Source organism: Pseudomonas sp. S3_B11 (assembly GCF_054667715.1).
The window spans coordinates 4,187,441-4,200,840 of record NZ_CP162749.1 but is presented as its reverse complement, the minus strand read 5'-3'; the positions used below and the strand labels follow the sequence as shown (position 1 = coordinate 4,200,840).

Sequence of the window (13,400 nt, the reverse complement as noted above, 5' to 3'; positions counted from 1 at the left end):
TCCCGGATCGAATATTTGAAAACGTCGATGCACCCACGCTAAAGCAAAGCCGCGTTGTGCAACAGACTCAATTGAGATTAAAAGACGCGGTTCACGCAGCCTTTGGTGGGAATTTCGGGGCGTGCAAGCCCAGTTCCCGACCGCGCTTGACCATGCCCATGATGTCTTCGTGCGCCAGGTCGAACAGGCGCTTGAGCTCGGGCAGCACGAAATACACCGGTTGCAGGATGTCGATGCGATAGGGCGTGCGCATGGCTTCCAGTGGATCGAAGGCCTGGTGCTCAGGCTCGTCGGACAGGCAGTACACGGTTTCCTTGGGCGAGGACAGGATGCCGCCACCGTAGATGCGCCGGCCCTGCGGGGTTTCCACCAGGCCGAACTCGATGGTCATCCAGTACAGGCGCGCCAGGTAGACGCGTTCTTCCTTGGAAGCCTGTAGGCCGAGTTTGCCGTAGGTGTGGGTGAATTCGGCAAACCAGGGGTTGGTCAGCAATGGGCAGTGGCCGAAGATCTCGTGGAAAATGTCCGGCTCTTGCAGGTAATCCAGCTCTTCGCGGGTACGAATGAAGGTCGCCACCGGAAACTGCTTGCTGGCGAGCAATTCGAAGAAAGTCTGGAAGGGGATCAGCGCCGGTACCCGGGCGACTTGCCAGCCCGTGGTCGCGCCCAGCACTTGGTTGATTTCGCCCAGTTGCGGGATACGGTCGTGGGGCAGGCCAAGCTTGTCGATGCCGTCCAGGTATTCCTGGCACGCACGGCCTTCGATGACTTTCAGCTGGCGGGTGATCAGCGTATTCCACACCCCATGTTCTTCTGCGGTGTAGTGGATAAAACCTTGCGCATCGGGCTCGCGGGCCACGTACTGCGTCTGCTTCATGCTGCTCTCCTGCTGATTTCCCTCAGGGGGAAGACGTGTTGTTGTTATGTCCAGCGATGTATTAGAGATAACTCGAAGCAGGGGCTTGCGCAGCAGGCTGGCGAAAATGGATTGGGTGAGGGAATCGTCAATCCGTAAACTTTTCGTTACGAAATGGCGGCGGCTACAAGGTTGCTGGGATTTTCCGTTGGGAAACGGCCTACAACTGTCACATAATCTTGACGGTTATTTACGCTGCCGGGCAGAAAAACCTTGTGGCAGGGACCTTTTCATACACATCGGGCCTTTTCATGCGCATCAAAGTCCATTGCCAGAATCGCATCGGTATCCTGCGGGACATCCTCAACCTGTTGGTGGAGTACGGCATCAACGTCGCCCGAGGGGAGGTGGGTGGCGAGCATGGCAACGCGATCTACCTGCACTGCCCAAACCTGATCAACATCCAGTTCCAGGCGTTGCGTCCGAAATTCGAAGGCATTGCCGGGGTATTTGGCGTCAAGCGTGTAGGGCTGATGCCCAGCGAGCGTAGGCACATGGAGCTCAACGCCTTGCTCGGCGCCTTGGAATTCCCGGTGCTGTCCATCGACATGGGCGGCTCCATCGTAGCGGCCAACCGGGCTGCGGCGCAGTTGCTCGGGGTGCGAGTGGACGAGGTGCCGGGGATTCCCTTGTCCCGCTATGCCGAGGATTTCGACTTGCCGGAACTGGTGCGGGCCAACCAGTCGCGCATCAACGGCCTGCGGGTCAAGGTCAAGGGCGATGTGTTCCTGGCCGACATTGCGCCGCTGCAATCGGAGCACGACGACAGCGAAGCCATGGCCGGTGCGGTGCTGACACTGCACCGGGCCGACCGGGTTGGCGAACGTATCTATAACGTGCGCAAACAGGAACTGCGTGGCTTCGACAGTATTTTCCAGAGCTCGAAGGTCATGGCGGCGGTGGTCCGTGAGGCTCGGCGCATGGCCCCGTTGGACGCGCCGCTATTGATAGAAGGTGAAACCGGCACTGGCAAGGAGCTGCTGGCTCGCGCCTGTCACCTGGCGAGTCCGCGCGGGCAATCGCCATTGATGGCGCTCAACTGTGCCGGGCTGCCGGAGTCCATGGCCGAGACCGAGCTCTTTGGCTACGGGCCGGGGGCCTTCGAAGGTGCCCGGGCCGAAGGCAAGCTCGGCCTTCTGGAGCTGACCGCCGGGGGGACGCTGTTCCTCGACGGGGTCGGAGAGATGAGCCCGCGCCTGCAAGTGAAATTGCTGCGCTTCCTACAGGACGGTTGCTTCCGGCGTGTTGGCAGCGATGAGGAGGTGTACCTGGACGTCAGGGTGATCTGCGCCACCCAGGTCGATTTGTCCGAACTCTGCGCCCGGGGCGAATTCCGTCAGGATCTGTATCACCGCTTGAACGTGCTTTCCCTGCACATCCCGCCGCTGCGCGAATGCCTCGATGGCCTGGCGCCGCTGGTGGAGCATTTCCTCGACCAGGCCAGCCGCCAGATCGGCTGCGCCCTGCCCAAGCTGGCCCCGACGGCGATGGACCGTCTCAGTCACTACCACTGGCCGGGCAATGTCCGGCAACTGGAAAACGTGCTGTTCCAGGCGGTTTCCCTGTGCGATGGCGGGACGGTGAAGGCCGAGCATATCCGCTTGCCGGACTACGGCGTGCGTCAGCCCCTTGGCGATTTTTCCCTTGAGGGTGGGCTGGATGAGATCGTCGGACGCTTCGAGAAAGCCGTGCTGGAGCGCCTGTACTCCGAGCACCCGAGCAGCCGGCAACTGGGCAAGCGGCTGGGGGTTTCCCATACGACCATTGCCAACAAGTTGCGGGAGTATGAGGTTGGCAAGACTGAGCCGTAGCGGGGCGTTTTCCCCTGGTATGGGATTTGCTAGATCGTGGTCTATCCCCGCTTAATCTTAGAGGGTGGCGATTTTTTGACAGGGCAAAGGCCCGGTTTCGGCTGCGTACGTGAGGCTCAGGATGCAAAAGAAAATAGCTGTAGTGCAGTCGAACTACATCCCTTGGAAGGGGTATTTCGATCTGATCCGCAGCGTCGATGCGTTCATCCTTTATGACGATGTCCAGTACACCCGGAGTGACTGGCGCAACCGCAACAAGATCAAGACTGCCCAGGGTGAGCATTGGCTGAGTATTGCGGTCAAGAAGAAGGGTCGTCTCGGACAGTTGATCAACGAAGTCCAGGTCAGCAGTCCGGATTGGGCCGCCGCGCACTGGAAGACGATTGAGCAGAGCTACCGGCGCGCACCGTGCTTCGCCCAGATGGAGGCGCCGATTCGCGCGCTCTACGAGCAGGCTGCGGGACTCAGCCACCTGACCCATATCAACCACCTGTTTATTGCCGGCTTGTGCCCCCTGCTGGGGATCCACACACCGCTGTACCGTTCCGAGGACCTGGGAGGTGTGGAGGGCAAGAATGAACGCCTGATCCATCTATGCCAGGCCCTCGGGGCGAACGAATACCTCTCTGGACCCGCCGCCAGTCACTACCTCGACGAAGCGGCGTTCGCCACCAACGGGATCGCGGTTTCTTATATGAGCTATGCCGGCTATCCCGAGTATCCGCAGGTGTACGGCGAGTTCCAGCATGCGGTCAGCGTCATCGACCTGCTGTTCAATACCGGCGCGGACGCATCGGATTTTCTGAAGAAAAGGGCTGCCTGAGCAGGCCTTGCCAGTGACACCCTTTTGATTTGATTCTGGAGATTGCACCCGATGTCGAACCTTGCGCAGCTGGACGCTCATTCGCTCGAACAGGCGTTGGCGCGTCTGCGGCTGATGTATGCCAAGCCCGAGCATCCCTACTACTTCCTGGCGCCTGCATACCGTGAATCGTCGTCGGGCGTCGTCTCGCTGCACTACCTCTGCCATATGCTCAATCTCAGTGGTCGTGAGGCCTACATCTGCGGCACTGAAGTGGTCAATCCCGACCTCAAGACTCCGGTGGTCAGCTCCTCCATCAAACAGCGCCATATGGCCGCGGGCAAGGTGCCGATTGCCGTATATCCCGAGGTGTTCCCCGGCAATCCGCTCAACTGTTCGGTCGTGGCGCGTTTTCTCCTGAATTTCGAGGGGTTCCTCACGGGAAATGGCATGGACGCCGCGCCCACCGACTTGTTTTTCTATTACGCCGCCCGGCTCGCCGAGCACCGTGGCGACCCTGACGGCGACCTGTTGTGCCTGCCGACCATCGATGTCGAAATGTTCTCGACGGTGGGCGCAGGCGCCGTGCGCAAGGGTAGCTACCTCTACCAGAACCGCCATCCTCTGGATCAGATCGACTACTCGCAACTGCCTGCGGATATCCGCCTGCTGAGCATGGCCAACCCCTTGCCCCTGCCCGAGCTGGCCAAGGTGCTGCGCCATGCGGAAGTGATGTACAGCTACGAGTGGTCGATGACCTGCGTCATGGCGGTGCTGTGTGGCTGCCCGGTGATTTTCATTCCGGGGCATGGCGTCGACCAGCCACTGCTCGACACCAGTTTCTTTGGCAGTGTCGGCTTTGCCATGCTTGATCAGTCGGACCCGTTGGAACATGCGCGGGCAAGCCTCGGTGACGCCTTGCATCGTTACGTCGAACGCACCGCGTCTTTCTGGCAGCAGCTGGATGCGTTTATTGCAAAAACCCAGGCGACTGCCGCTCGAGAGGCGGTTGGCAATCGTCTGGGTGCGCTCGACTGGTTGCGCCAACGCTATCCTACGGCGCAGCAATTGCGTCTGATGAATGAGCGCTTGGCCAACTCGGCGGCGCCCAGCTTCACTGTCCTGGTCCGCGATGACGGCAATCAGTTGGCGCTGGCTCACACCCTGGACAGCCTCGATCGACAGTTGTACCAGCGCATCCATGTGTGCGTGATGGGAGCCGCTGACCCGGGGCGTGCCAACGTTCAGTGGTTGGCGTGTGATCCCAAGCAACCGGCAGCCGCGATCAATGGCTTGCTCGAGGGCGTCCAGAGCGATTGGGTCATGCTGGTGGAGGCGGGGGAGGAGTTCATCGCCGCAGGATTGCTGGTGACGGCTCTGAATCTGCTTGATGCGCCTGACGGGTGCCTGGCGGTGTACGCCGACGAGGCGCTGCGTACGGGCGGCGTGATCGACCTCTCGTTGCGACCCGACCTGAATCTGGATTTGTTGTTGGCGTTTCCGGCCAGCCATTCCCGTCACTGGATGTACCGTCGTGAGGCGCTGATGCGCTTGAACGGTTTTGATAATGCCTGCGGTGACGCCTTTGAATTGGCCTACCAACTGCGCCTGATCACCGAGTGCGGGATGGCGAGCATCGGGCACGTCAGCGAACCCCTGCTGATCGCCAACGAGGTGCGGCAGTCGGGAAGCGCTGATGAGCGTGCGGTCATTGATGCGCACCTTCAGGAACGTGGCTACGGCCAGGCGCGAGCGATTGCATTGGAAAAGGAGCCGAGCCGCTATCGTATCGACTACGGCCACGAGCGGCTGGCCTCGGTCAGTATTCTGATTTATCTGGAAGGACAGTTGACGAATTTCCAGCGTTGCCTGGAAAGCCTGCTGATGCAGACCGACGCTGTGGATTTCGAAGTCCTGCTGATTGAACCGGGCAACGACGAACCCGCCTTACTGGAGTGGCTGGGGCTGGTCGAGCAGATGGGCGAAGGCCGCTTCCAGGTGTTGCGTTTCATGCCGGGACAGTCTCGTGCGGCCATGTGCAACGCGGCGGCGCAGGAGGCGCGCGGCGAATATCTGCTTTGGCTCGACGCGCAAAGCGCTGTGCTTGAGCCCGGGTGGTTGCAAGCGTTGCTCAATCACGCCCAGCGTCCGGAAGTCGGCGCCGTGGGCGGCAAGTTGCAAGATAGCCAAGGTCGGATACGTCAGGCAGGTCTTGTCTTGGGACTGGGCGGAATTGTCGGTCGAGCTTTCGAAGGCTTGTCATCCCAGGCATCGGGTTACATGGAACGGCTTGGGCTTGAGCAGAACTGCTCCGCAGTGGGTGGTGAATGCCTGATGCTACGTCGGGACCTGTTTCTCGAGGCCGATGGCTTCGAGACCGATCCATTGCTGGCACCCTGGACTCATGTTGATCTGTGTCTGAAACTGCAGCAGGCGGGATACCTGAACGTTTGGACGCCTTACGCACGTCTGTTGACGGACGCTGTATCAGACACCCGTGCAAGCAGCGAGCAGGAGGATGCCTTGTTCGCTCGCTGGTTACCACAGTTGGCCCGCGACCCTGCCTACAATGCCAATTTTTCACTGCGCGTCGGTGAGGGGTTTGTCCGGGAAAACAAGGACCTGTGCTGGTATCCCCTGCAAGGCAGCGTGCCAAGGGTGCTGGTTTTTGTCACCGAGCAGCGGGCGGGAGCCTATTCGCGACTGGTTCAGCCGTTCAGCACATTGCTTGAAGCGGGGCAGGTCGAAGGCGCGGCTGTTTCTAGTTTGCTGTCGCCGGTGGAGATCGAACGCCTGGCGCCGACGACCATCGTGCTACAGCGCCCTCTGGATGATGCCGGGCTGCTAGCGCTGAGCCGCCTGAGGGCGTTTTCCAAGGCCTTCACCGTCTACGATCTGGACGGTTACTTGCCGCAGATGGAATTGAAGGGCGATTACTCAGCCGATGAACTGCTGGAGCGTCTGCGGTTCGGGATGTTGCAGGCCGATCGGGTGCTGGTTCCCACGCCAGCGCTGGCCGAACTGTTACAGGGTCAGCATGACGACATCCGCGTGCTGGAAACCCTGCTACCGGCTGCATGGGGCCGTGTACAAAGCAAGCGCCGCATGGGCTCCAAGCCACGCCTGGGCTGGCTGGGTGGGAAGGATGCTGAACTGCTGGCCGACGTGGTGCCCGCGTTGGCTGACGAAGTCGAGTGGGTGGTGCTCGGCGACGACTGTCCCGCAGCACTGCAACCTTTTTTGAAGGAACTGCACCCAAGTGTCGCGCAGCAGCAGTTGGCTGGGGCCATGGGAGCCTTGAATCTGGATCTTGCGCTGGTACCCATGGCCGAAACCCTGGGTAATGCCTGTTCTGGTGATTTACGTGTCCTGCAGCATGCCGCTTGCGGGCATCCGGTCATTTGCAGCCGCGTGCCAGGTTTTGTCGGCGGCGAGGTGTTGCCGTTGTCGCGAGTGAGTAACGAGGCGCAAGACTGGATCCGGGCGATTCGCTTGCATCTGGAAGACCGTGAGGCCTCTGCGACGCTGGGGGACGCCTTGCAGTCGACCGTGCGTGCGCAGTGGCTGCTTGAAGGCGAGCGCCTGGCCGCCTGGCGACGGGCCTGGTTGGCCGATTGATGTGTACGAATGACTACCTTTGCCGCGCAGCGGAGTGCATGTGACATGAGCAACGATCTTGATACCTTCATCGCAGCCTACAGCGACAGCTTTGGCTACGCGTATGACAACAACATCATTCTCAATTGGTATCCCCAGCGCATCATGGCGCTGTGCACCCAGACGCAAAGCCTGCTGGAGCTCGGTGTGGGCCACGGTTTCAGTACCCACCGCTTCTCGCAGTTCTTCAGTGGACACACGGTCATCGATGGCTCTGCATCGGTGATCGCCCAATTCAAGGCCCAATACCCGGATAATACGGCCGAGATCGTCGAAAGTTATTTCGAGACATTCGACACCGACAAGCGTTTCGATCTCATCGTGATGGGGTTTGTCCTTGAGCATGTCGAGGATCCACAGGTCGTGCTGCAAAGGTTCAAGCGCTTTCTTGCACCGGGTGGTCGTTGCTTCGTTCTGGTGCCTAACGGCGAGTCCCTGCATCGGCGGTTCGGCCATGCTGCCGGACTGCTTGGCGACATGATGGCGTTGGGGCGTGGCGATCTGGAGCTGGGCCATGTGCGCAGCTACTCGCTACAGACCTTGACGGCTGAACTGGAAGCCGCCGGGCTCCAGGTCGTGCGCAAGGAAGGCGTGTTTCTCAAGCCCTTCACCACCGGACAATTGAAAGAGTTGAACCTGGGGCCGGACATCGTCCAGGCCATGTGTACCGTGGGCATCGATTATCCGGAGCTCAGTTGTGCGCTGATGCTTGAAGCAACAGTCGCCCAGTCATGAAAAGCCTGGTAATTGGCAGTACATCAGTCATTGGCAAGGCGGTCGCCCTCGCGTTGTCGCGCCTTGGCGAAGTCAAGTTGGCGGGGCGCCGGGATGCCGATATTACTTTTGACCTCGCTAGCCAGGCGCCTTGCGCGTGCGACGAGCGCTTCGATGTCGTCGTGCTGGCCGCTGCCGATTTCGGCGGTCGTCAGCCGGACGATCTGGTTCGCGCCGAGCTGATCAACAGCGTCGGGACATTGGCTGCCTGCCGCCTGGCCGAACAATGCGGGGCGCGCCATTTCGTTCTGTTGTCGTCGCGTTCGGCCTGCGACCGGCCGGCGGATCCTTATTTCGGCATCTACTCGCTGTCCAAGCGTCATGCCGAGGAAGTGGCCAGCCTGTATTGCCAAGAGCGGGGCATGGCGTTGAGTGTCCTGCGCATCAGTCAGGTCTACGATAGCGGCGAGCAGTGCAGGCCTCACCAACCGTTGTTCTACGCCATCGCCGACAAGGCGCAGGCGGGGCAAGCCGTCGAGCTATATGGCAGCAACGACGCCAGGCGCAACTACCTGCACCTGAGTGACCTTGCCGAGGTCTGCGCGCGGCTGGCAGAGCAGGGCATTGCCGGCTTGTACAACTGCGGCCATCCCGAATCTCCCCGTCTTTCCGAAATTGCCCAGGCCGCATTCGAGGCGTTTGGCAAGCCGGTGGATGTCCGCTTCCTACCGGAAAAAAGCGATATTCCCGATCTGCCTCCTTTTGACTGTGCGCATGAGTTGTACAAGCAAATTGAGTTTACTCCGCAAATAGATGTTCGTCGGGGCTTTGGACTGATGAGAGCGCATCGGGAGAGTCTGTCATGAAGACCGTCATGGTGACCGGCGTAGGCGCCATCATGGGTTATGGCCTGCTCAAGTCGCTGCGTGAGGCGGCTCCCTCTGTTCGTTTGGTCGGCACGGATATCTACGACGACGCTGTCGGTCGCGGCTGGAGCGATGTATTCGTGCAGGCCCCGTTGACCGCAGACCCGGGGTACGGCCAGTGGCTGGGCGACACATTGGCCAGGTACAAGGTTGATCTGCTTATTCCCGGGATCGAACAGGATGTCCATTGGCTGTCGGACAACCGAGCGTTGTTGGCGACATTTGATTGTCAGGTCGTGCTCAACAACCAGGAACTGATCGACCTTTCCAGGGACAAGTGGGCAATGGACCAGGCGCTGGTGGCGCTGGGGGATGCCAGTCGTATTCCCAGCCTGCTGTCGGGGGATTTTCACTCGCTCAAGGCTGCCTTGGGCCTGCCGTTTCTGCTGAAGCCGCGCAGAAGCTACGCCTCCAAAGGGCTGGTCTGGGTTCGCGAGGAGCGCGACTTTACGCCTCACGCGGCACTGCTCGGTGACTACCTCATGGCGCAACCCATCATTGGCAGCGCGGCCGACGAATTCACCGTGGCGGCGTTTGGCGATGGCCGGGGGAGCACCGGTCCGATCATCAACTTCCAGCGCAAGTTGGCGTCGGACGGGTCCACCGCCAAGGCTTGGGTGTATCAGGATGATTCGCTGGATAAAACAGTCGCCAGGTTGTGCCGCGCCTTCAAACCGGTAGGCCCGACCAACTTGCAGTTCCGTCGTGGCAGCGATGGCTCCTGGAGCCTGCTTGAGATCAATCCGCGAATATCCTCGACCAGTTCGATACGTCGCGCATTCGGTTACAACGAGGCGGCCATGTGTCTGGATCATTACCTCGACGGCAAGGCACCGGCCCAGCCCACCATTCGTAGTGGTTTCGCTGTTCGTTATATAGAGGATTTCATTGTCTATGATCGGAATCATTTCTGACGTACATGGCAATTACAGTGCCCTGCGGACAGTGCTTGCCAAGCTGGATGAGCTGGGTGTGTCGCGGATTATCTGCCTGGGCGACACGGCCGGTTATTACAGCCAAGTCAATGAATGTTGCGAGGCCCTGCGCGAGCGAAACATTTTCTCGGTGATGGGCAATCATGATTGGTACCTGGCGAAGAATGAGCGCTGCCCTCGCTCCAATAGCGCCAATGCCTGCCTGGACTATCAGCAGGGCATCATCACTGCGCAGAACTTGGCCTGGTTGGGATCGTTCCCGGAGCGCTCGACCGAGCATGGATTGAGCATCGTCCATGGCGGCTGGAACGATCCGCTGGACGAGTACGTGCGACCCTCGCAAGCGTATTTCGCGCTGTTGCCCGGTCAGTATTTCGCGTCAGGCCATACCCATGTCCAGTACTTGTGGAGTGGCGAGGGCAAGGTCTATTGCAACCCTGGTTCAGTTGGTCAGCCACGTGATGGGGATGCTCGAGCAGCTTTCGCGACCTGGGACGGTGAGGCCTTCGCCCTGCATCGGATTGAATACGATATTGGTGAAACTCAACAGGCCATGAAGAGGGTCGGATTTACTCCGTACTTCTACGAAAATCTAGATACAGGCAGTCAGATCGGTGGGCGGATCAGTGTGGTTTGAGATTTTGTGCTGTGCGCCACTATTTACTATGCCCACCCAGGGAAGTTTGCAATGAGCAACGAAACGATACTCTTCAACCGCCCGTACATGACCGGCAAAGAGCTGGATTACATTGCCCAGGCCAAATTCGGCAACATGCTCGCCGGTGATGGCCCATTCACCAAGCGTTGTCACCGTTGGCTGGAGTCGCACACGGGTTGCAACACGGCATTGCTCACCCACTCATGTACGGCTGCGCTGGAAATGGCAGCGTTGCTGCTGGACATCCAGCCTGGCGACGAAGTCATCTTGCCTTCCTATACCTTCGTCTCCACGGCCAATGCCTTTGTGTTGCGTGGCGCGGTGCCGGTCTTCGTCGATATTCGTCCTGATACCCTGAACCTGGACGAGCGTCTGATCGAGGCGGCGATCACGTCACGGACCAAGGCTATCGTACCCGTCCATTACGCCGGTGTGGCCTGCGAGATGGACACGATCCTGGCTATTGCGCATAAGCATGGGCTGGCGGTGGTTGAAGACGCCGCGCAAGGCGTGATGTCAACCTACAAGGGTCGAGCCTTGGGCAGTATCGGAAATCTTGGGGCATTCAGCTTTCACGAGACCAAGAACGTGATCTCGGGGGAGGGCGGGGCGTTGCTGGTCAATGATCCTGCAATGGCATTGCAAGCCGAGATCATCCGGGAAAAAGGTACCGATCGCAGTCGATTCTTCAGGGGCGAGGTGGACAAATACACCTGGCAAGAGGTGGGCTCCTCGTTTCTGCCTGGAGAAATGACAGCAGCCTTCCTCTGGGCCCAGTTGGAAGAGGCGCAAGTCATCACCCATCGCCGCCTGGCGATCTGGGACTATTATCATGCTGCGTTGGCGGGACTTGAGCAGCAAGGGTTGCTTCGTCGTCCGATCGTTCCTGAAAATTGCCAGCACAATGCGCACATGTACTACGTGCTCCTCGCCCCTGGTGTGGAACGCCAGCTCGTTCTCGAGGCGCTCAAGAGCCACGCAATCTATGCGGTGTTCCATTACGTGCCGCTGCATTCATCGCCCGCTGGATCGCGCTATGGGCGGGTGCATGGCGCAATGGATATTACCGATGGTCATTCCGAGCGGCTGTTGCGTTTGCCGTTATGGCTCGGTCTATCCGCAGATCAACAAGACCGGGTGGTAGATGTGCTCGGCGGTGCTTTGGCAGCCCTTGCCACTTAGCGGCATAACACCGCCGGTTTTTCGACTTCGACACAATTGCGCAATAGCCTCCGCACCCCCAGAGCCCTTTGTTTTCCGGGCCTGGGCCCGCCAGAAAAAAGTTGGTCTGCAAATTGCTTAAGGCTGTGCAACACAGCAGTGGGCGGCAAACGTCCGGCATGCAGAGGAACGACAGTGGACAAGTACCTTTATGTGGCAATGACCGGCGCCAGCCAGAACGCACTGGCGCAGCGGGCCCATGCCAACAACCTGGCGAACATCTCCACCAACGGTTTTCAGAAAGACCTGGAACAGGCTCGCTCGATGCCGGTGTTCGGCGACAGCTTTCCGGCGCGGGCGTTTGCCATGTCCGAACGGCCTGCTACTGATTTCACTCCGGGTGCGCTGGTGGAAACCGGTCGTGACCTCGATGTCGCGGTGAGCGGGCCGGGCTGGATGGCCGTGCAGAATCCCGACGGCGGTGAAAGCTACGTGCGCACCGGCAGCCTCAATGTCGACGCCCTGGGCGTGCTGCGGGCCGGCAACGGCATGCCGGTGATGGGCAACGGCGGTCCGATCGCCGTGCCGCCAGAGCAGAAAATCGAAATCGGCCAGGACGGCACCATCAGCATCCGCGCCATGGGCGAAGGCCCGCGGGTGATGGCTGAAGTGGACCGCATCAAGCTGGTCAACCCGGACCTCAAGAACATGACCAAGGGCCTGGACGGTTCGATCCGGACCAAGGACGGCCAGCCGGCGCCCATCGATGCCAACGTGCAGTTGGTGTCGGGTTTCCAGGAAGCGAGCAACGTCAATGCCGTGGATGAAATGACCTCGGTGCTGGCCCTGGCCAAGCAGTTCGAGCTTCACGTCAAAATGATGAACACCGCCAAAGAAGGCGACGAGGCCATGGCTCGGGTCTTGCAGATCTAACCATTAACTAAAGCGTCGCGCCGAAAAACAGGCGTACGAGGAGAATCGAATGCTTCCGGCTCTATGGGTTGCCAAAACAGGTCTGTCCGCCCAGGACACCAACCTGACGACCATTTCCAACAACCTGGCGAACGTTTCGACCACGGGTTTCAAACGTGATCGTGCCGAGTTCCAGGACCTGCTGTATCAGGTAAAACGCCAGCCTGGCGCCCAGTCGACCCAGGACAGCGAACTGCCGTCGGGCCTGCAAGTGGGTACCGGTGTGCGCATTGTCGGCACCCAGAAAAACTTCACCGCCGGCAGCCTGCAAACCACCGAGCAGCCGCTGGACATGGCCATCGACGGTCGCGGTTTCTTCCAGATCCTGCAGCCGGACGGCACCACGTCCTACACCCGTGACGGTACGTTCCACCTCGATTCCAACGGCCAGATCGTCAATGCCAGCGGTTTCGCCCTGGAGCCGGCCATCATCATCCCGAACGATGCCCAGACGTTCACCGTGGGCCGTGACGGCACCGTGTCCATCACGGTGGCGGGCAACCCGGCCTCCCAAGTGATCGGCAACCTGCAGACTGCCGACTTCATCAACCCGGCCGGCCTGCAAGCGGTGGGCAATAACCTGTTCCTGGAAACCGCCGCCAGTGGCGCGCCGCAAGTCGGCACTCCCGGCCTGAACGGTTTCGGTACCACGCTGCAGAACACCCTGGAAACGTCCAACGTGAGCACGGTCGAGGAGATGGTCAACATGATCACCACCCAGCGCGCCTACGAGATGAACTCCAAAGTGATCTCCACCGCCGACCAGATGCTCTCGTTCGTTACGCAGAATCTGTAATCACGTCGCAACGTCCGTCATTACGTAGACAGGGCGGCCCCAGGGTCGCCTG

General features: G+C 60.0%; 11 protein-coding genes. 10 read left to right on the top strand and 1 reads right to left on the bottom strand.

Features of this window, described 5'->3' with window-relative positions; translation table 11 throughout:
* Positions 1 to 91: 91 nt before the first annotated feature.
* Complete coding sequence (gene phhA, locus AB4O22_RS18825; protein WP_003199027.1) at positions 92 to 877, bottom strand: phenylalanine 4-monooxygenase; 786 nt, start codon at positions 875 to 877, stop codon at positions 92 to 94.
* Between the two features lie 290 nt (positions 878 to 1,167).
* On the opposite strand from phhA, the gene AB4O22_RS18820 reads away from it, so the two are divergent.
* The 10 genes from AB4O22_RS18820 (at position 1,168) to flgG (ending at position 13,348) form a co-directional block, all read left to right on the top strand.
* Entirely contained in the window at positions 1,168 to 2,727 is a 1,560-nt protein-coding gene (locus tag AB4O22_RS18820) for a sigma-54-dependent transcriptional regulator (RefSeq protein WP_460096941.1), read from the top strand.
* A gap of 121 nt (positions 2,728 to 2,848) precedes the next feature.
* On the top strand, positions 2,849 to 3,550 hold the full coding sequence (locus AB4O22_RS18815) for a WbqC family protein (protein ID WP_123351120.1): 702 nt from the start codon (positions 2,849 to 2,851) through the stop codon (positions 3,548 to 3,550).
* A 51-nt stretch (positions 3,551 to 3,601) separates the two neighbouring features.
* On the top strand, positions 3,602 to 7,147 hold the full coding sequence (locus AB4O22_RS18810; protein ID WP_460096939.1) for a glycosyltransferase: 3,546 nt from the start codon (positions 3,602 to 3,604) through the stop codon (positions 7,145 to 7,147).
* A gap of 45 nt (positions 7,148 to 7,192) precedes the next feature.
* Entirely contained in the window at positions 7,193 to 7,921 is a 729-nt protein-coding gene (locus AB4O22_RS18805) for a class I SAM-dependent methyltransferase (RefSeq protein WP_032833238.1), read from the top strand.
* On the top strand, positions 7,918 to 8,766 hold the full coding sequence (locus tag AB4O22_RS18800; RefSeq protein WP_027912753.1) for an NAD-dependent epimerase/dehydratase family protein: 849 nt from the start codon (positions 7,918 to 7,920) through the stop codon (positions 8,764 to 8,766). Before AB4O22_RS18805 ends, AB4O22_RS18800 begins: the two co-directional genes overlap by 4 nt.
* On the top strand, positions 8,763 to 9,740 hold the full coding sequence (locus AB4O22_RS18795; RefSeq protein ID WP_223472832.1) for an ATP-grasp domain-containing protein: 978 nt from the start codon (positions 8,763 to 8,765) through the stop codon (positions 9,738 to 9,740). The genes AB4O22_RS18800 and AB4O22_RS18795 overlap by 4 nt, the downstream gene beginning before the upstream one ends.
* Positions 9,721 to 10,398 (top strand): metallophosphoesterase family protein, encoded by a 678-nt coding sequence (locus tag AB4O22_RS18790; protein ID WP_460096937.1) that lies wholly within the window; start codon positions 9,721 to 9,723, stop codon positions 10,396 to 10,398. The genes AB4O22_RS18795 and AB4O22_RS18790 overlap by 20 nt, the downstream gene beginning before the upstream one ends.
* Before the next feature lie 51 nt (positions 10,399 to 10,449).
* Positions 10,450 to 11,601, top strand: a complete 1,152-nt coding sequence (gene rffA, locus AB4O22_RS18785) for a dTDP-4-amino-4,6-dideoxygalactose transaminase (protein WP_460096935.1) — start codon at positions 10,450 to 10,452, stop codon at positions 11,599 to 11,601.
* A gap of 174 nt (positions 11,602 to 11,775) precedes the next feature.
* Entirely contained in the window at positions 11,776 to 12,513 is a 738-nt protein-coding gene (locus tag AB4O22_RS18780) for a flagellar basal body rod protein FlgF (protein ID WP_003199043.1), read from the top strand.
* A gap of 49 nt (positions 12,514 to 12,562) precedes the next feature.
* Positions 12,563 to 13,348: a flagellar basal-body rod protein FlgG gene (flgG, locus tag AB4O22_RS18775; protein WP_003199045.1), complete on the top strand. Its 786-nt coding sequence runs from the start codon at positions 12,563 to 12,565 to the stop codon at positions 13,346 to 13,348.
* The last annotated feature ends 52 nt before the right edge of the window (positions 13,349 to 13,400 follow it).

Excerpts from the sequence above, each read along its gene's own strand:
- phhA (WP_003199027.1), bottom strand. The coding sequence starts at position 877 with ATGAAGCAGACGCAGTACGTGGCCCGCGAGCCCGATGCGCAAGGTTTT.
- AB4O22_RS18820 (WP_460096941.1), top strand. The coding sequence starts at position 1,168 with ATGCGCATCAAAGTCCATTGCCAGAATCGCATCGGTATCCTGCGGGAC.
- AB4O22_RS18815 (WP_123351120.1), top strand. The coding sequence starts at position 2,849 with ATGCAAAAGAAAATAGCTGTAGTGCAGTCGAACTACATCCCTTGGAAG.
- AB4O22_RS18810 (WP_460096939.1), top strand. The coding sequence starts at position 3,602 with ATGTCGAACCTTGCGCAGCTGGACGCTCATTCGCTCGAACAGGCGTTG.
- AB4O22_RS18805 (WP_032833238.1), top strand. The coding sequence starts at position 7,193 with ATGAGCAACGATCTTGATACCTTCATCGCAGCCTACAGCGACAGCTTT.
- AB4O22_RS18800 (WP_027912753.1), top strand. The coding sequence starts at position 7,918 with ATGAAAAGCCTGGTAATTGGCAGTACATCAGTCATTGGCAAGGCGGTC.
- AB4O22_RS18795 (WP_223472832.1), top strand. The coding sequence starts at position 8,763 with ATGAAGACCGTCATGGTGACCGGCGTAGGCGCCATCATGGGTTATGGC.
- AB4O22_RS18790 (WP_460096937.1), top strand. The coding sequence starts at position 9,721 with ATGATCGGAATCATTTCTGACGTACATGGCAATTACAGTGCCCTGCGG.
- rffA (WP_460096935.1), top strand. The coding sequence starts at position 10,450 with ATGAGCAACGAAACGATACTCTTCAACCGCCCGTACATGACCGGCAAA.
- flgG (WP_003199045.1), top strand. The coding sequence starts at position 12,563 with ATGCTTCCGGCTCTATGGGTTGCCAAAACAGGTCTGTCCGCCCAGGAC.